Below are 17,957 nucleotides of genomic sequence, written 5' to 3'. Positions count from 1 at the left end.
GGAGGTAGCCCTGTGGCAGCCGTCACACTAGGTGCGGGTTTTGGCTGGCGTCAATGCAAAAGTGACGTTTCACCCGGCGAGATGCGGGCACCCTGCGCCGCGGCGTCAGGCGCAGGCTGCGCCGTCCACCTGCTGGACGGCCCACCGGATGCCGCCGAGCAGGTGACGGCGGAACCGCGGCTCGGCGTAGGACTCCTCGGTGTGGCCGCCGCCGGTGTACCAGGCGCGGCCGCCCTCGAAGCGGTGCTGCCACGCGATCGGGTGGTCGTCGGGCCGGGCGGTGCCGTCGTGCTCGTCGTAGGTCGACTCGTCGAGGCGGGCGATGACGGTGACGCGCCCGCGGGGGCTGACGTCGGCCCTGCTGCCGGGCCGCGGGGCGCGGAAGTTGTACCACTCGTCGGTGCGCGACCAGGCGCGCGGCAGGAAGCAGGACGACGGGGTGCGGCGGTTCTCCACGCGCACGGTGGCGCGCTGGATCGCCGGGTGGTTGCGGAACCAGGCGCCGACGAGCCGTCCGTACCAGGGCCAGTCGTGCTCGGTGTCGGCGGCGGCGTGGACGCCCACGTAGCCGCCCCCGGCGCGCACGTAGCGCTGGAAGGCGCGCTGCTGGGGCCGGGCGAGCACGTCGCCGGTGGTCGAGAGCCACACGACCGCCTCGAAGCGGCGCAGGTTGGCGTCGGTGAAGGCGCGCGGACTCTCGGTGGTGGTGACGGAGAACCCGTGTCGGCGGCCGAGCTCGCGGATCGCGGCGCGACCCTCGTCGATCGATTCGTGGCGGAAGCCTGCGGTGCGGGAGAAGACGAGGACGTCGAAGCGCGGCGCGCGCTCGACGACGACCCTCGCCGGTCCGGTCGTGCGGCCGGCGTCAGGTGACGGCTCGGGCAGCGCCGCACCGGGGGCGGCCGAGGACAGGCACGCGGCTGCGGCCGCCGTCGCCAGGGCGACGGCGGCCGAGCCGCGGTCGATCACGCAGGGACCTGCTGCCAGCTGCGGGTGTCGGAGCTGGTCTCGACGGCGGCCAGCACGCGCTGGACCTGCAGGCCGTCGGCGAAGGACGGCGCCGGCGGGCGGCCACCGGCCAGGTCGTGCACCAGGTCGACGACCTGGTGGGTGAAGCCGTGCTCGTAGCCCAGGCCGTGGCCCGGAGGCCACCAGGCGCCCACGTAGGGGTGCGTGGGCTCGGTGGCGAGGATGCGACGGAAGCCGGCGGTCTCGTCGTCCTCCTCGGCGTCGAAGAACTCCAGGACGTTCATGTCCTCGAAGTCGAAGGCCAGGCTGCCGCGCGAGCCGTTGAGCTCGAGGCGGATGGCGTTCTTGCGGCCGGTGGCGAAGCGGGTGGCCTCGAAGACGCCCGCGGCGCCGCCGGTGAAGCGCGCCAGGAAGCTGGCGGCGTCGTCGACGGTGACGCGGCCCATCTCCTGCGACTCCCCCGCCGTGCCCGACAGACCGCTGTGGTCGGCGGCGATCGGGCGCTCCTTGACGAAGGTGTCGAGCTGGCCCGAGACCTCGGTGATGCGGTCGCCGGTGATGTGCTGGGCGAGGTCGATGATGTGGGCGCCGATGTCGCCGAGCGCGCCGGAGCCGGCCTTCTCACGCTCCAGGCGCCACGACAGCGGGGCCTGCGGGTCGGCGATCCAGTCCTGCAGGTACTGGGCGCGCACGTGGCGGATCTCGCCGAGGCGGCCCTCGGCGACCAGCTGGCGCGCCAGCGCGATCGCGGGCACGCGGCGGTAGGTGAAGCCGACCATCGAGTGGACGCCGCGGGTGGCGGCGGCCTCGGCGGCGCGCACCATGTCCTCGGCCTCGGCGACGGTGTTGGCCAGCGGCTTCTCGCACAGCACGTGCTTGCCGGCCTCGAGCGCGGTGATCGCGATCTCGCAGTGGCTGTCGCCGGGCGTGCAGATGTCGACCAGGTCGACGTCGTCGCGCTCGACCAGGCGGCGCCAGTCGGTCTCGGTCGAGGCCCAGCCCAGGCGTTGGGCGGCGTCGGCCACCCGCGCGGCGTCACGACCGCCGAGCACCTGCATGCGCGGGTTCATGGGCAGGTCGAAGAACCGCGGCGCCGAGCGCCACGCCTGCGAGTGGGCGGCGCCCATGAACGCGTAGCCCACCATGCCGACCCGCAGGTCGGGGCGGGAGGAGGGGCCGGGGGTGGTGCTGGTCATCTCAGATAGCTCCGGTGCGTCGATGCGGCACCGCCGGCCGTGCCACCCGCGAGGGGTGGCACGACCGGCGGCTTACCGCGTGAGGGGGTGAAGGCTCAGCGGCTCAGGACTCGAAGGCGGTCTCGAGGTACTTGTCGACGTTGTCTGCGGTCACGACGGGCGCGTAGAGCTGCACCTCGCGCGGGACCTCGACCTCGACGAGGTCGTCGACGGCCTTGCCCTGGGCGAGCAGACGGGCCAGCTTCAGGCCGTCGGCACCCTGGGTGGAGGGGTAGATGACCGTGGCCTTGAGCACGCTGTCGTCGGCCTTGATCGACTCCATGACCTGCTTGGAACCGGCGCCACCGATCATCTTGAACTCGTCACGGCCGGCCTCCTCGATGGCGGCCAGCACGCCGACGCCCTGGTCGTCGTCGTGGTTCCAGAGGTAGTCCATCTCGGGCAGCGCGCGGAGCAGGTTGGTGGCGGCGTCGGTGCCGCTCTCGGGCGTGAACTGCGCCTCGACCTGGTTGGCGACCTCGAGGCCGCACTCGCCGAGCGCGTCGGCGAAGCCCTGGCTGCGGTCCTGGGTCAGGGGCAGCGAGGCGATGCCCTGGATCTCGCCGATGACGAGGTCGGTCTCGCCGCCGGCGTCGTTGCAGATCCACTCGCCGGCCGAGACGCCCATGCCGTAGTTGTCACCGAGGACGGTGACGCGGGCGGCGTTCGGGTCGTCGAACTCACGGTCGACGTTGACGACCGGGATGCCGGCCTCCATCGCCTGCAGCGCGACCGGGGTCATCGCGGCACCGTCGAACGGCAGCAGCACGATCGCGTCGACGCCGTCGTTGATGAAGGTCTCGACCTGGGAGATCTGGGCGTTGACGTCGTTGGTGCCCTCGACGAGACGCAGCTCGACGTCGTCGTAGCCCTCGGCGACCCGCTCGGTGGAGTCGGTGATCGACGCCATCCAGCCGTGGTCGGCCGCGGGGGCCGAGAAGCCGATGACGATCTTGTCGCCGGCCTCGTCGTTCGAGCCTGCCTCGGCGTTGGAGTTGCCGCCGTCCAGGTTGGGGTTGCCTTCGTCGTCGCTGGAGTCGTCGTTGCTCGTGCAGGCGCTGAGGCCGAGCACGGCCACGACGGCGAGCGCGGCGGTGAACTTCTTGCGCCGGCCGGAGAGGTGGTGCAGGGACATGTGGTGCTCCTTGGTGGTCGTGCTGAGAAGTGATGCGGTGGAAGGTGGTGCCACAGCGGCACCGGTCGGCACCGGGTGGTGCCAGGTAATGCAGGTGCTGCCGGTGCTGCTAGGTGGTGCGCTTCCGAGACGCCACGAACTGCTGGAGCAGCACGGCGGCGACGATGACGGCGCCCTTGAGCAGGTCCTGCTCAGACGGCGGGCGGTTGTTGAGGACGAAGACGTTGGTCAGCGTGGTGAAGATCAGCACGCCGAGGACGGTGCCGGTGATGGTGCCGCGGCCACCGGCCAGCAGCGTGCCGCCGATGACGACCGCGGCGATGGCGTCGAGCTCGAGCAGCTCACCGTGGCTGGAGGAGCCGGTGGTGGTGCGGGCGATGTAGATGAGCGCGGCCAGGGCGGCGCAGACGCCGGCGAGCACGTAGAGCAGCGTGGTGTGCCGCTTGACGTTGATGCCGGCCAGGCGGGCCGCCTCGGGGTTACCGCCCACCGCGAAGGTGCGGCGTCCGAACGTGGTGCGGTTGAGCAGCACCCAGCCGACGATCGCGACCACGACGAACAGCCAGATCACCATGTCGATGCCGAGCGGCTTCTGGCCGAAGAAGTCGAAGAACCCGCGCAGCTCGCGCGCCGACTGGTTGCGGTTGTCGGAGATCGTCTCGGCCAGGGCGCGGGCGGCGACCAGCATGGCGAGGGTGGCGATGAACGCCACGACTTTTCCGTAGGCGATCAGGATGCCGTTGACCAACCCGGCTCCGGCACCGACGAGCACCGCGACCAGCACGATGAAGGACCAGTGGGTGTCCTGGGCGATCTGCTGGTTGGCCACCGTGGTGGCCCAGACCGAGGCCAGCGCGGCCACCGCGCCGACGGAGAGGTCGATGCCGCCGCCGGTGATCACGAAGGTCATGCCGACCGCGACCACGCCGAGGACGGCGGAGGACCGCAGGATCGTCAGGAAGTTGTCGGTGGCGAAGAAGCGGTCGCCGGCGGTGATGGTGCCGACCAGGACGATCAGCAGCAGCACCACGACGAGGCCGACGATGCGGAAGAAGCCCATGTCGGCCAGGCGACCGAAGGTGCTGTTGCGCGTGGCCGCCGGGGCGATCGTCGACTGCGAGGAGTCGGTGGGCTCCACCTCGGGCAGCGCCTCGACCGGGTCGGCGACGTGCTTGCCGTCGTTCTTGTCGAGCGACGAGCCGTCGGAGCGCTCGGTACGGGAGTCGGTCACTTGGGGGTTCCTTCCATCACCAGGTCGAGGACCCGGGACTCGTCGAGTTCGGTGGCGACGGCCTCGTGGACGACGCGACCCTCGCGCACGACCAGCACTCGGTCGGCCAGGCCGAGCACCTCCTCGACCTCGCTGGAGACGACGAGCACCGCGATGCCGGAGTCGGCCAGCGACCGGACGAGCTTGTAGATCTCGGAGCGGGCGCCGACGTCGACGCCTCGGGTGGGCTCGTCGAGCAGCAGCACGCGACAGTCGCGCAGCAGCCACCGGGCGAGGACGATCTTCTGCTGGTTGCCGCCCGAGAGCGCCCGGACGGCGTGCTCGACGCCCTTGGGGCGCACGTCGAGCGACTCGACGTACTCGTGCGCACGGCGCTTCTCGGCACCCCGGTCGAGGAAGCCGAGCTTGGAGAACCGGCCCATGCTCGAGACGGTGATGTTGGTGTAGACCGACTGGTCGAGCAGCAGGCCCTGGCTCTTGCGCTCCTCGGGGGCGAGGCCGACGCCGGCCTTGACCGCGGCGTGGGTCGAGCCGCGCCGCAGCGGCTTGCCGTCGACGTGCACCGAGCCCGAGCTGGCCCGGCGGGCGCCGTAGATGGTCTCGAGGATCTCGGTGCGGCCGGAGCCGACCAGGCCCGCGAGGCCGACGATCTCGCCGGGTCGCACCTGCAGGTCGACGTCGGAGAAGACACCGGCCAGCGAGAGGTCCTCGACCTTGAGCACCGGCTCGGCCGCGGCGACGTCCTCGGCGCTGACCGACTGCTCGGTGCGCTCGGGGAAGACGTACTTGATGGAGCGACCGGTCATCAGGCGGATCAGCTCGGACGTCGGGGTCTCGCGCGCCGGCAGGCCGGTGGCGACGGTGCTGCCGTCCTTCAGGACGGTGATGCGGTCGCCGATCTCGCGGATCTCGTCGAGACGGTGGGTGATGTAGATGACCGCGACGCCGGCGGCGGTGAGGCTGCGCACGACGCGGAAGAGGTTCTCGACCTCACCGTGGTCGAGCACGGCCGACGGCTCGTCGAGGATGAGCAGGCGGGTGTCGTGCGAGAGCGCCCGCGCCATGCTGACGACCTGCTGGCCCGCGGGCGAGAGGTCGCCGACGAGGCGCCCGGGCGGGATCTCGCTGTGGCCCAGGCGGGCCAGGAGGTCGCGGGTGCGCTGGTTGGTGTCGCCCCGGCGGCTGAAGCCGGCCGTGGAGACCTCGTGGCCGAGGTAGATGTTCTCGGCGACGGTCAGGCCCGGCACCAGGTCGAGCTCTTGGTAGATCGTGGAGATGCCGGCCTTGATGGCGGCCTGCGGGGTGGAGAACCGCACCTCCTCGCCGTCCCAGCGGACGGTGCCCTCGTCGGGCTGGTAGGACGCCGAGAGGACCTTGATCATGGTCGACTTGCCGGCGCCGTTCTGGCCCAGCAGGCAGTGCACCTCGCCGGCGCGCACGTCGAGGTCGACCCCGTCGAGCGCCCGGACGGCGGCGAACTGCTTCACGATGCCGCGCATGTGCAGCAACGCGTCGTCGGACCCGGCGCTCGACGGTGCTCCCTCAGGCTCGCCGAGCTGCTTGTCCAGCGTCGTCATCCCACTCCTTCGTCGTAGCGGCCGTGAGGCCGGTCACAGCCTGCTCACCCCAAAGTAGGCGGGGTTCTGCTGTTCTGACAAGCGGTTCTGCATAACGATCGGCAGAACTTTGGTTTGAAACCGGACCCCGCGGGCCAGAATGCAGCGTCGGACGCTGCCGGGGACCGCTCAGAGCCCGATCGGGCACGAGCGCCGACGCCGCGGGCGTCCGTCGGTGGTGCATCGTCGCATCCCGGCTGCTGCGTGGACAGCACGACCGCCGTGAGTCGTGTGGGTCGTGCCGAGGAACCGGAGGCGCGCAGGGCCGCGCGGTCACGACGGCCTGACCGGGTGCGGCCGGCACCGGGACGGAGCGCGCTGCCCCGGCGCCGGCCGCGGGGAGCGGGCACCCGTAGGTGCCCACTCCCCCGCCGCCCACTCTCCCGGCCCCCAGGGTCCGGCGGTGCCGAGCCGCCGGGCCGAGGTCACCCGCGTCGCGAGCCGGGCCGGGAGTGTGAGCGGACGTCATCGGGCAGCGGCTACACCTGCGCCTTCAGCTGCTGGGCAGCGTCGAGCAGCGCGGCGCGCGCCGGCTTGCTCTGCACCGTCCGGCTGAGCCGCTGGACCTCGCCGAGCGCGCGACGGGCCGCGCGGACGTCGCCGGCACGGTCGGCCTTCCTGGCCGCCGCGAGGGCCCGGCTGATGCTCGCGGCCTTGCCGCTCGCCACCGTGCCCTCGCGCTCGAAGCGCCGCAGCAACGCCTGGGCGCTGCTGTAGCTGACGCTGACCCGGAAGGTGGTCGTGCGGACCCGGGTGTGGCCGGCACGGTCGGTGACCGTGACCACCATCCGGTGGGTCCCCGATCCCAGGTCGGCGGCGTCGATGCGCACCGGTGATCCGACGAGCCTGCCGTCGAGCCGGATCCGCCGGGTGGCGATGCCGGACGTGGCGTCGGTGGTGGCGACGCGCACGCTCCGCCGCGCGGAGATCGGCAGCGTCTGTCCGCCGGAGAGCCCGGTGACCGACACGGTCGGCAGGGCACGGTCGAGCTTGACCACCGTCGTGACGACCGGCGAGCGGGTGCCCTCCTCGTCGGTGGCGCGGACCCGCACCTGGTGGGTGCCGTCGGTGCGCACCACGATCGGTGCGTCGTAGGCGCTCCAGGCCCCACCGTCGAGGCGGTACTCGAGGTCGAGCGCACCGACCCCTCCCGTGGCGCTCGGCGTCAGCGTGACCGGGCGGGTGTACCACCCGGCCTTGCCGTCGGGCGCCTGCGGCGCGGCGGTCGTCGTCACCGACGGCACCTCCGGCTCACCCGGCTCGCACGGCACGGCCGTGTCGTCCGGCGTGATCGAGAAGCTGTCGAAGTCGGCGACGATCCCGGCGGCGGCCGCGTTGTTCGCGAACGCCGTCAGGCCCACGCGGGGCTCGTTGATCCCGCTCAGGTCACGGGCCGCCCCACCCATCTCGGTGAAGGTCGCACCGTCGGTGCTGTAGGACGCCGAGACCGCGAGCCCGTCCGGGCTGGTCAACCGCAGCCACACCGTGTCGGGGAAGTCCGCCCCCAGCGCGTTGGTGTTGGTCTCCGTGGCGGTGCCACCGACCTCCTTGGCGAACTGGACGATCCGGCCGGCCGGGTCGGGCTGGGCGGTGCGGCCCTGCGTCACGAGCTTGACGTAGTTGTCGTCGTCGCCGTAGACGATCAGTCCGGCCTGCTGGTACTGCCGGTCGGCCGGCAGGGTCACCTTCGTGGTGACCTCGAACGCGCCACCGGGCAGGTGCTGCAGCACGATGTTGGGCACCGGCGTGCCGCCGGAGCCGTAGATGTCGGTACCCGTCAGCGGGATGTGCAGCTGGCTGTCGGAGACCGTCATCGTGCCGTCGGAGCGCACCACCGAGTCCCACCGGTCGGTGTCGAGGGCGTCGCCGAGGAAGTCGTCGGACCGTCCGGTGAAGCAGGTCTCGACGTCGCCGACGACGGTGATCTCGATCGTCTTGGTGGCGACGGCGTCGCGCGCGTCGGTCACCGTGAGCACGGCGTCGTAGGTGCCGGGCTCGGTGTAGACGTGGGTGGCGTCGGCCGTGTCGGCGGTCGCGCCGTCACCGAAGTCCCACGCGTACTCGAGGGCGTCGCCGTCCGGGTCGGTCGCCGACGCGGTGAAGTCGACCTCCAAGGGCGCCGGGCCCGACTCGACCGAGGCGTTCGCCGTCACGACCGGTCGACGGTTGTCGGTGATGCCGTCGCCGACGAAGTCGATCCAGTTGACGTTCGTGCCGCCGCTGACCTCCACGAAGTACAGCGGGCCCGAGACGGTGGCGGTCTCGCCGCTCACCTCGCCGCTGAAGTCGCCGTAGGTCTGCCAGTCGCCGGTCGGCTCGACGGTGATCTCGGCCACCACCGGCCCGTCCGGGGTCCCGGTGCGCACCTCCCACTCCGAGGCACCCGTCGGGGTCGCGGCCCGCAGGGAGATCTCCTGGATGTTGGTCAGGTTCATCACGTCCCAACGGATCCAGTCGCCCGGCTCGACGTAGCCGATGTTCTGGCCGCCGCCGGCGCTGTCCGAGCTGGTCTCGCGGACCACGCCGGGGTCACCGGCGGTGCCGCCACCCACGCGGCCGGTCTCGTCGAAGAACTCGGCCTCCTTGCGCTTGGTGTGCACCACGATGACGTCCTGGCCACTCAGGGCCGGGACGTCGCCGCTGCCGCCGTCGGTGTAGGTGGCGGTGATGGTGCCGAAGATGTTGGCGCCGTTGTGGCCCTCGTCGCCGGGCAGCGGGAGGACGCCCTCGCAGCCGCGGTACTGCTCGTAGCCGTGCGAGTGCTCGTCGTGGCCGAGTCCGGCCTGGACGACGACCCGCTGGCAGTCGATGGCGTCGCCGTCCTCGGGGTCGGTGACCTCGACGGAGTAGCGCATCGTGTCGCCGAACTCGAAGAACCCGCCCTCGACGGGGGCGACCAGCTCGACCGTGGGCGCGGTGTTGCCCACCACGATGTTGATGTTCGAGACCGCGGTGCGGCCGCCCTCGTCGGTCACGGTCAACCGGGCGGTGTACTCGCCCTCGTCCTCGTAGGTGTGGCTGACCTGGGCCTGAGTGGAGTCCTCGGTCCCGTCGCCGTCGAAGTCCCACGAGTAGGTCACCGGGGTGCCGTCGGGGTCGGAGGAGCCGGAGCCGTCGAAGGCGACCGTCAGGGGCGCGGGACCGGAGGTGCGGTCGGCGGTGGCGCGGGCGATCGGCGCCCGGTTGCCCTGCACGTAGTCGATCCGGTAGACGCCGGAGTCGGCGTTGTCACCGCCGAAGCCGCTGCCCCACTCGATCATGTAGAGCGAGCCGTCGGGCCCGAACTGCAGGGCGTGCGGCCGGGTCATCTGCAGGTCGGGGAGGAACCGGTTCACGTCGGTGTAGTCGGTGTGGTCCTCGTTGAGCTGCACGGTGAACAGCCGCGAGTTGTTCCAGTCGGCCCAGATCGCCTTGCCGTCGAAGTAGGCCGGCCACTTGGTGTCGGAGTCCAGGTCGGGGTCGTAGGCGTAGGTGCCCGAGGTCATCGGGGCCCCGCTGGCACCGATCTCCGGCACGCCGGTGATCGAGGAGTTGTTGCTCTGCCACATCGTGGCCGGGACCGCCGGCGGCAGCTGGGTGAGGCCGGTGTTGTTCGGCGAGTCGTTGACGGGGGCCGAGCAGTCGAAGGCCGGGCCCGACGTGCCGGTGGCGAAGTCGTGGTCGTTGTACGGGGTGTTGTCACCCACGCAGTAGGGCCAGCCGTAGTTGCCGGGCTCGGAGAGGATGTTCCACTCCACGCGGCCGTTGGGACCGCGGGTCGGGCTGACCGCGGATGCGTCCGGACCGTAGTCGGCCACGAGGAGGTGACCGGTCTGCTCGTCGAGACCGATGCGGAACGGGTTGCGGAAGCCCATGGCGTAGACCTCGGGCCGCGTCTTGGCCGTGCCCTCGGGGAACAGGTTGCCCTCGGGGACGTCGTACCCGCCCGCGTCGAGCGGGGTGATGCGCAGCACCTTGCCGTTGAGGCTGTTGGTGTTGCCGGCGGATCGCTGGGCGTCCCAGGCCGAGCGGCCCTGGCGCTCGTCGATCGGCGCGTACCCGTCGGAGGCGAACGGGTTGGAGTTGTCACCGGTGGCGATGTAGAGGTTGCCGTCCTTGTCGAACTCCATCGCGCCGCCCGCGTGGCAGCACTCGGCGCGCTGCGTCGGGATGTCGAGGATGGTGGTCTCGCTGTCGGGGTCGATCACGTCGCCGTCCATGGTGAAGCGCGAGACCCGGTCGATCGCCTGCGTGCCGGTGGGCGAGTAGTAGAGGTAGAGCCAGTTGTTGGTCTCGAAGTCGGGGTCGAGCGCGATCCCGAGGAGGCCGAACTCCTGCCCGGTGTAGGCGTCGACGCTGCCCGCGGTGCTCGTGTTGCCGTTGGGCTGGATCAGCCGGACGTCGCCGCCGCGGTCGATGTAGACGACCCGGCCGTCGGGGGTGATGGTCAGCTCCATCGGGTTCGCGGTGTTGTCGTCGAGGGTGACCTTCTCGAAGCTGGCGTCCAGCGTCGCGGCGCAGTCGGCCGGCAGCACGCCGGCGGCGGTGCGGATGCCGCCGAGGACGTGGTCGAGGAACTGCGGCTCGGAGAACGACTCGTCGGTGTGCCCCATGCCGGTGTACCAGGAGCGACCGCCGTCGTAGTCCTGGCACCAGCTGATCGGGTGCTCGGCGCCCATGTCGCCGCCGGTGTAGCTGCTCTCGTCGTAGGAGGCGAGCACGTGCACCTTGCCGCGCGGGTTGGTGCGGTAGTTGTAGAGCTCGTCGAAGCGCTGCCACGTGGGGGCGAAGCCCTCGGTGGAGGGGTGCACCTGGTCCTCGACCTTGACGCTGACGTCCTGGGGTGCCGGGTGGCCCTTGAAGTAGGAGCCCACCAGCTGGCCGTACCAGGGCCAGTCGTACTCGGTGTCGGACGCCGCGTGGATGCCGGCGTAGCCGCCGCCGTTCTCGATGTAGCGCTCGAAGGCTCCCTGCTGCTCGTCGTTCAGCACGTCACCGGTGGTCGAGAGCCAGATGACGACGTCGTACTGCGCGAGGTTCTCGTCGGTGAAGTCCGTCGCGTCCTCGGTGGCGTCGACGGTGAAGCCGTGGTCGGCCCCGAGCTGCTCGATGGCCGTGACCCCGGCCTCGATCGAGCCGTGCCGGAAGCCGGCGGTCTTGCTGAACACGAGTGCGTTGAACGGTGCCGTCTCGTCGTGCCCCTCGTGCGCTGCGGCCGGAGCTGGGCTCAGGGCGAGCGCGCCGATGGGCACGGCGACGACGGTGGCGAGGGCGGCGGCGAGCCCGTGTCGAGCTCGCCGTCGCAGACGCGTGATGCGATCCATCACGGGTGTTTCCCTTCAATGGGGTGGCTGCGCTCCCCTGGTTCCGGGGCGGGTCCCCGGGCGTTCGGCCCCTGGTGGTGCGGTCGTGCTGGGTCGTGCTGGGTCGTGCTGGTGGTGGTCGGGTGGTGGCCTGGTGCTGGTCGAGGGGTGCCTAGCGGGCCCCGAGGAGGTGCTCCAGGGCGAGCTGGTCGAGGGCCTCGAGCGCCACGCTGCGCGCGCCGAGGGTCTCGAGGTCGTACGCGGCGCCGCGGACGTCGGCGAGGTCCTCGCCGGCCCCGAGCGTGGGCTGGTCGAGCGCGGCCACGCCGGCGGCCTCGAGGGCGGCCTGCACCTCCGCGTCGGCGCGGAAGGCGCGGACGCGCTCGCGCAGCAGCAGGTAGTTGCGCATGCAGGACCGCGCGGAGTCCCAGACCCCGTCGGCGGCCTCGGCCCGCGGCGGCTTGTAGTCGAAGTGCACGTAGCCGTCGTAGCCGGTGCCGGTCCCGCTGCCGAGCATCGCGTCGACGGTCCAGAACGCACCGCGCAGGTTGCCGGCGCCGAAGCGCAGGTCCTGGTCGAAGCGCGGGCCGTGCTGGCCGTTCAGGTCGAGGTGGAACAGCTTGCCGTGCCACAACGCCTGCGCGATGCCGTGGGCGAAGTTGAGACCCGCCATCTCCTCGTGGCCGACCTCGGGGTTGAGGCCGACCATCTCGGGGTGCTCGAGCTCGCCGATCAGGGCGAGCGCGTGCCCGATGGTGGGCAGCAGGATGTCGCCGCGGGGCTCGTTCGGCTTCGGCTCGAGGGCGAAGCGCATCGTGTAGCCCTGCTCGCGCACGTAGTCGCAGGCGATGTCGATGGCCTCGACCATGCGGTCCAGGGCGGAGCGCACGTTCTTGCCCGCGCCGTGCTCGGCCCCTTCGCGGCCTCCCCACATGACGAAGGTCTCGGCCCCCAGGCTGGCGGCGAGGTCGATGTTGCGCAGCACCTTGGACAGGGCGTAGCGGCGCACCTCGCGGTTGTTGGCCGTGAGGGCGCCCTCCTTGAACACCGGGTGGCCGAACAGGTTGGTGGTGACCATCTCGGTGTGCAGCCCGGTGTCGGCGAGGGCCTTGGTGAAGCGGTCGAGGGTCGCCTGACGCGTCGTCTCGTCGGGCAGGAGGTCGTCGTCGTGGAAGGTGACCGCGGCCGCGCCGAGGTCGGCCAGCCGGTGCACGGCCTCGACCGGGTCGAGGGCGGGCCGGCTGGCCGGGCCGAACACGTCGACCCCCTGCCAGCCGACGGTCCACAGCCCGAAGGAGAACTTGTCCTCGGGACGGGGGGTCAGGTCGTCGGTCATGCGTACTGCTCCTTGCCGGTGGCGGACGGGATCGGGGTCGCGGTCTCGGTGCGGCGCGGCACCGTGGTCGGGTCGGTGAAGACGGTCTCGAGCGAGGCCAGCGCTCCGCCGCGGACCGCGGCGAGGAAGCCGAGGTGGGACAGCTCGACGCGGGTCCCGCCGGCGTCGGGGGCCAGGACGCCGTCGCGCAGCGCTGCCTCGATCGCCGGGCGCATGTGGTGCCCGACCATCGCGTAGTAGCCGCTGAGGACGATCGCCGCGGGGTTGAGCGCGTTGGTGAGGACGGCGGCGCCGACCCCCACCCACGAGCCGACCTGGGCGAGGGCCGCCAGCGTGCGCGCGTCGCCGAGGTCGGCGCGACGGTTGAGCTCGGTGAGTCGTGCCTCGAGCGGCATCTCGGCGCCGCGGACCGGGTCGTCGGGGTCGGCGGCGGTCTCGAGCAGCGCGCCGAGGCCGCTGACGGTCTCCCAGCAGCCACGGCGTCCGCAGCCGCACCGGCGTCCCTCGGGCTCGACGATCATGTGGCCGAACTCGCCGGCGTAGCCCTGTCGCCCGCGCAGCAGACGACCGTCGGCCACGATGCCGCCGCCCACGCCGACCTCGCCGAAGATCACCAGGATGTCGCGCCGCTCGGGGTCGCCCGGGGTCGCCTCGGCCGTGGCGGCCAGGTTGCCCTCGTTGTCGATCTCGACGGGGTACGACGCCTCCAGCCGGCCCCGGACCAGCTCGCCGAGCGCGACGTCGCGCCAGCCGAGGTTGGGCCCGAAGGTGAGCACGTCGCGCTCGCGGTCGACCAGTCCGGCGACCCCGACGGTCAGTCCGACCGGGGTGGTGCCGCTCGCCGCGAGCAGGTCGGTGGTCTCGCGGACCAGGCCGACGAGCTGGTCGACGACCTGCACCTCGTCGAGCTCGCGGGCGTCGAGGGCGAGCTTGCGCTCGGCGACGACGGTGCCGGTCAGGTCCAGCGCGGCGAGCGAGATGTGGTTGACGTTGACCTCGGCGCCCAGGCCGCACACCGCACGCCCGTCGAGCTCGACGGCGGTGCCCGGGCGCCCGATGGCGGAGCGCTGCACGGCGCCCTCTCGCACCAGGCCGCGCTCGACCAGCTCGGCGACCAGCGTCGAGACCGTCGACCGGGTCAGCTCGAGCTCGTTGGCGAGGGAGGCCCGCGAGCGCGGACCGTGGTCGCGCAGCCACCGCAGCGTCAGGCCCAGGTTGGCGCGTCGCAGGTCGAGGGGGACCAGGCTGCGGCGAGCGGTCGGCGGCTCGGGTGCGGACACCGACGCCTCCTCTCCGACCGAGGGTGACGAGCGTCACCCATTAGTTCGTGCGGCAAACAAACTAAGTACGGGCGCGCGTTCTGGCAAGCCCCCCGGGCCGGGTGCCGGGAAAAACGCACGGGCCCGGCCGCGTCCAGCAGGACGCGGCCGGGCCGGTGGTCGAGCGCTCAGTCGGTCGAGGAGAACGCGGCGTCGAAGGCCGCGGACGGCGGGTCGAAGGCCAGGCGACGCACGAACTCGAGCGCCTCGGGGGCCCCGACGAGGCGGTCCATGCCGGCGTCCTCCCACTCCACCGAGATCGGCCCGTCGTAGCCGATGGTGTTGAGCATGCGGAAGCACGCCTCCCACGGGACGTCGCCGTGCCCGGTGGAGACGAAGTCCCAGCCGCGGCGCGGGTCGGCCCACGGCAGGTGCGAGCCCATGCGCCCGTTGCGGCCGTTGCCGACCTGCTTCTTCGCGTCCTTGCAGTCGACGTGGTAGATCCGGTCGCGGAAGTCCCACAGGAAGCCCACCGGGTCGAGGTCCTGCCACACGAAGTGGCTGGGGTCCCAGTTGAGCCCGAAGGCCTCGCGGTGGCCGATGGCGTCGAGCGTGGCGACCGTCGTCCAGTAGTCGTAGGCGATCTCGGAGGGGTGCACCTCGTGGGCGAAGCGCACGCCGCACTCGTCGAAGACGTCGAGGATCGGGTTCCAGCGGTCGGCGAAGTCGCGGTAGCCCGCGGCCACCATCTCCTCGGTGGCCGGCGGGAACATCGCGACGTACTTCCAGATGGCCGAGCCGGTGAAGCCGACGACCGTCTTGACGCCGAGCCGCTGCGCGGTGCGCGCGGTCATCTTCATCTCCTCGGCCGCGCGCTGGCGCACGCCCTCGGGGTCGCCGTCGCCCCACACCCGCGAGCCCACGATGGCCTGGTGGCGCCCGTCGATCGGGTCGTCGCAGACGGCCTGGCCCTTGAGGTGGTTCGAGATCGCGAACAGCTGCAGGCCGTGCTTCTCGAGCAGGTCGAGCTTGCCCTGGATGTAGGCGTCGTCCTCCGCGCCCTGCCACGGGTCGAGGTGGTCGCCCCAGCACGCGATCTCGAGGCCGTCGTAGCCCCACTCGGAGGCGAGCCGGCACATCTCCTCGAAGGGCAGGTCGGCCCACTGGCCGGTGAACAGGGTGACGGGACGGGGCATGGGGGTCTCCTCTTTCTCGGACGGGCGTGCGGTGGTGCGGGTCTGGTCCAGACAGCGGTCGGGTGCGGTCGGGTGCGGTCAGGCTCGGGTGGCGAGGCGGACCAGCAGGTCGCGGACGTCGGTGGCCGCCACGTGCTCGGTCTTCACCGAGGGCTCGGAGCAGATGAGCATCGGGCCCTCCTCGGGCCGGGCCGGCAGCCGGCCGTGGCTGCCGCTGACCGGGCTCGGGTCGAGCGGGACGACGCTCATCGTGTAGCGCAGGCCGGCCAGCTTCTTGGCCAGGGTGAGCCCGGCGCGCGCCTTGACGAAGCGGTCGTCGGGGTCGAAGAACAGCTCGGCGGGGTCGTAGCCGGGCTTCTTGTGGATCTCGACGGCCTTGGCGAAGTCGGGCGCGTTGGCGTCGTCGAGCCAGTAGTAGTAGGTGAACCAGGCGTCGGGGTCGGCCACCAGCACGAGCTCGCCGGCCCGCTCGTGGTCGATGCCGTGCTCGGCCTGCGCGGCGCGGTCGAGCACCAGGTCGACGCCCGGCAGGCCGCGCAGCAGGGTGGCGACCTCCTCGACGTCGGCTGGGTCCTTGACGTAGACGTGGGCGACCTGGTGGTCGGCGACGGCGAAGGCGCGCGACGTCCAGGGGTCGAGCAGCTCGCCGGTGGCGTTGTGGTGCACGTGCAGCCAGCCCTCGCGGCGCAGCAGCCGGTTGACGTCGACGGGGCGGTCGGCCCGGGTGATGCCGTACTCGCTGAGCAGGACGACGGTGACGCCCGCGCGCTCGGCGTCGTCGAGCAGCGGCGCGAGGACGTCGTCGACCTCCTTGGCGGCGTCGCGGGCCTGCTGGCTCTCGGGGCCGAAGCGCTGCAGGTCGTAGTCGAGGTGCGGCACGTAGACGAGCGTGAGGTCGTGCTCGGGCATCAGGCTGCGGGCCGCGCCGACGATCCAGCGCGAGCTGGGGATGGCGGCCGTGGGACCCCAGTAGGTGAACAGCGGGAACGGGCCGAGCTCGCCGACGAGGCGGTCGTGCAGCTCGGGCGGCCAGGTCCAGCAGTCGGGGTCCTTCTTGCCGTCGGCGTGGTAGACCGGCCGCGGCGTGACGGTGCTGTCGACGTCGGCGCCCATGGCGTACCACCAGCACACGTTGGCGACCTTGTAGCCGGGCTTCTCGCGGCGGATGACGTCCCACAGCTTCTCGCCCTGCACGAGCCGGTTGTGCTGGCGCCACAGCAGCACCTCGCCGAGGTCGCGGAAGTACCAGCCGTTGCCGACGATGCCGTGCTCGGCGGGCGTGGTGCCGGTGAGGAACGTCGACTGCACCGAGCAGGTGACGGCCGGCAGGACGGGCGTCAGTGGCGCGGAGAAGCCCGACGCCGCGACCCGCTGCACGCGCGGCATGTGCTGCAGCAGGTCGGGGGTGAGGCCGACGACGTCGACCACCAACAGCTTCTCGGGGTGACCGTCGGACGGTGCGGTGGTGCTCACGGTGCGGCTCCTTCCAGAACCTCCAGGCCCAGGGCGGCGAACCGTTCGCGCACCCAGGCGACCTCGGCGGCGATGCCGGCGGCCAGGCCCTCATCGTCGCGGGGGCGCAGCTCGGGCGGCAGCACGCCCCAGGTGTAGGTCTCGATCTCGACGTGGTCGCACACCGCCCGCTCGCCGCCGACCAGGCCCGCCAGTGCGGCCTCGAGGTCGTCGCGGGTGCTGGTGAGCGGCGGCTGCGGGTCGGCGTGCACCGGCACGTGCACGTGCACGCGCCAGGGCTCGCGGCCCGGCAGCGGCTGCCCCTCGGCGCCGGGCAGGCCGAGCGCCTCGGGCAGGTCGTCGCGGCCGGCCGCGGCGGCGGTGCCGTCGTCGGTGGCCTCGCGGGTCTGGTGCAGGAAGCGGTCCTCGGCCCAGCCGGCGAGGGCCTCGCGGACGCCGGGCTCGTCGGGCCGGGCGGCGTGCAGCGCGGCCGAGGCCTGCACCTTGACCACCTCGATGCCGGCACCGGCCAGGGCGTCGAGGGCGGGGCCGGGCTGCTCGAAGCCGGTGGCGAGGTGGCAGGTGTCGACGCAGACGCCGACCAGGCCGGGGTCGAGGTCGCCGAGCCAGGCCAGGTGGGCGACGGCGTCGGCCACGGTCTCGACGACGCAGCCGGGCTCGGGCTCGAGGGCCACCCGCACCGGGCGGCCGGTCTCGTCGGCCAGCCGGGCCAGCCCGGCGTTGAGCTCGCGCAGGTGCGCGGTGGCGGCGCGCTCGCGGTCGTCGTCCCAGGGGGTGCGCCAGGCCAGCGGGAGGGTCGAGACGCTGCCGCGTGCGGCCTCGTCGGGCAGCAGCCGGGCGAGCACGCGGGCGCAGTCGAGGGTGAAGTCGAGGCGCGCGGGGTCGGTCCAGTCGGGGCGGTAGACCGCCCGCTTGACCACCGGGTCGTGGAAGCCGCGGTAGGGGAAGGCGTTGACGGTGACGACCTCGAGCCGCTCGGCGCGCAGCGCGTCGCGCACCCGCTCGAGGGCGGCGCGGTCGCCGGCCATCTCGGCCGCCGCCGCGGCCGGCAGCCACAGGCCCACGCCGAGCACGCCGGCGTCCAGGCGCGAGCGCACGTTGCCGGCGAAGCGGTGCAGCTGCTCGACGATGCCGTCGACCGTCTCGGCCGGGTGCACGTTGCTGCCGTAGGAGAGGTGGACGACGGTGCCGTCGCGGTGGCGGAACCTCATCGCAGGACTTCCCC

Annotated in this window: 11 protein-coding genes; all 11 read right to left on the bottom strand. The window is 72.3% G+C overall.

What is annotated here, in order from left to right; translation table 11 throughout:
- Positions 1-105: 105 nt before the first annotated feature.
- The 11 genes from ABEA04_RS07600 to eboE all read right to left on the bottom strand — a co-directional run bounded on the left by ABEA04_RS07600 (position 106) and on the right by eboE (position 17,943).
- A complete protein-coding gene (locus tag ABEA04_RS07600; RefSeq protein WP_345456460.1) occupies positions 106-969 on the bottom strand; it encodes a ThuA domain-containing protein in 864 nt (287 codons plus the stop codon).
- Positions 966-2,165, bottom strand: coding sequence for a Gfo/Idh/MocA family protein (locus ABEA04_RS07595; RefSeq protein WP_345456458.1), 1,200 nt, complete (start codon positions 2,163-2,165; stop codon positions 966-968). The genes ABEA04_RS07600 and ABEA04_RS07595 overlap by 4 nt, the downstream gene beginning before the upstream one ends.
- Positions 2,166-2,268: 103 nt before the next feature.
- Positions 2,269-3,339: a substrate-binding domain-containing protein gene (locus ABEA04_RS07590; protein ID WP_345456456.1), complete on the bottom strand. Its 1,071-nt coding sequence runs from the start codon at positions 3,337-3,339 to the stop codon at positions 2,269-2,271.
- A gap of 109 nt (positions 3,340-3,448) precedes the next feature.
- Positions 3,449-4,570, bottom strand: a complete 1,122-nt coding sequence (locus tag ABEA04_RS07585; protein ID WP_345456453.1) for an ABC transporter permease — start codon at positions 4,568-4,570, stop codon at positions 3,449-3,451.
- The gene (locus tag ABEA04_RS07580) at positions 4,567-6,147 is read right to left on the bottom strand and encodes a sugar ABC transporter ATP-binding protein (protein ID WP_345456450.1); all 1,581 of its coding nucleotides are present in this window, start codon (positions 6,145-6,147) and stop codon (positions 4,567-4,569) included. Before ABEA04_RS07580 ends, ABEA04_RS07585 begins: the two co-directional genes overlap by 4 nt.
- A 518-nt stretch (positions 6,148-6,665) precedes the next feature.
- Complete coding sequence (locus ABEA04_RS07575; protein WP_345458255.1) at positions 6,666-11,489, bottom strand: ThuA domain-containing protein; 4,824 nt, start codon at positions 11,487-11,489, stop codon at positions 6,666-6,668.
- A gap of 151 nt (positions 11,490-11,640) precedes the next feature.
- Entirely contained in the window at positions 11,641-12,804 is a 1,164-nt protein-coding gene (gene xylA, locus ABEA04_RS07570) for a xylose isomerase (RefSeq protein ID WP_345456447.1), read from the bottom strand.
- Positions 12,801-14,084 (bottom strand): ROK family protein, encoded by a 1,284-nt coding sequence (locus ABEA04_RS07565; protein ID WP_345456445.1) that lies wholly within the window; start codon positions 14,082-14,084, stop codon positions 12,801-12,803. Before ABEA04_RS07565 ends, xylA begins: the two co-directional genes overlap by 4 nt.
- Positions 14,085-14,251: 167 nt before the next feature.
- The gene (locus ABEA04_RS07560; RefSeq protein WP_345456443.1) at positions 14,252-15,259 is read right to left on the bottom strand and encodes a sugar phosphate isomerase/epimerase family protein; all 1,008 of its coding nucleotides are present in this window, start codon (positions 15,257-15,259) and stop codon (positions 14,252-14,254) included.
- 78 nt (positions 15,260-15,337) lie between these two features.
- Positions 15,338-16,732 carry an alkaline phosphatase family protein gene (locus tag ABEA04_RS07555; protein ID WP_345456440.1) on the bottom strand — a complete coding sequence of 465 codons (1,395 nt, stop codon included), beginning with the start codon at positions 16,730-16,732 and terminating at the stop codon, positions 15,338-15,340.
- Complete coding sequence (gene eboE / locus ABEA04_RS07550) at positions 16,729-17,943, bottom strand: metabolite traffic protein EboE (RefSeq protein WP_345456437.1); 1,215 nt, start codon at positions 17,941-17,943, stop codon at positions 16,729-16,731. The genes ABEA04_RS07555 and eboE overlap by 4 nt, the downstream gene beginning before the upstream one ends.
- Positions 17,944-17,957: the final 14 nt, after the last annotated feature.

Source organism: Nocardioides marinquilinus (genome assembly GCF_039543705.1).
In the GTDB taxonomy this organism is placed as follows: Bacteria; Actinomycetota; Actinomycetes; order Propionibacteriales; family Nocardioidaceae; genus Nocardioides; species Nocardioides marinquilinus.
This window is presented reverse-complemented; position numbering and strand designations above follow the sequence as displayed.

Coding starts and splice junctions, on each gene's coding strand:
- ABEA04_RS07595 (WP_345456458.1), bottom strand. CDS start 2,165: ATGACCAGCACCACCCCCGGCCCCTCCTCCCGCCCCGACCTGCGGGTC.
- ABEA04_RS07590 (WP_345456456.1), bottom strand. CDS start 3,339: ATGTCCCTGCACCACCTCTCCGGCCGGCGCAAGAAGTTCACCGCCGCG.
- ABEA04_RS07580 (WP_345456450.1), bottom strand. CDS start 6,147: ATGACGACGCTGGACAAGCAGCTCGGCGAGCCTGAGGGAGCACCGTCG.
- ABEA04_RS07575 (WP_345458255.1), bottom strand. CDS start 11,489: ATGGATCGCATCACGCGTCTGCGACGGCGAGCTCGACACGGGCTCGCC.
- xylA (WP_345456447.1), bottom strand. CDS start 12,804: ATGACCGACGACCTGACCCCCCGTCCCGAGGACAAGTTCTCCTTCGGG.
- ABEA04_RS07560 (WP_345456443.1), bottom strand. CDS start 15,259: ATGCCCCGTCCCGTCACCCTGTTCACCGGCCAGTGGGCCGACCTGCCC.
- eboE (WP_345456437.1), bottom strand. CDS start 17,943: ATGAGGTTCCGCCACCGCGACGGCACCGTCGTCCACCTCTCCTACGGC.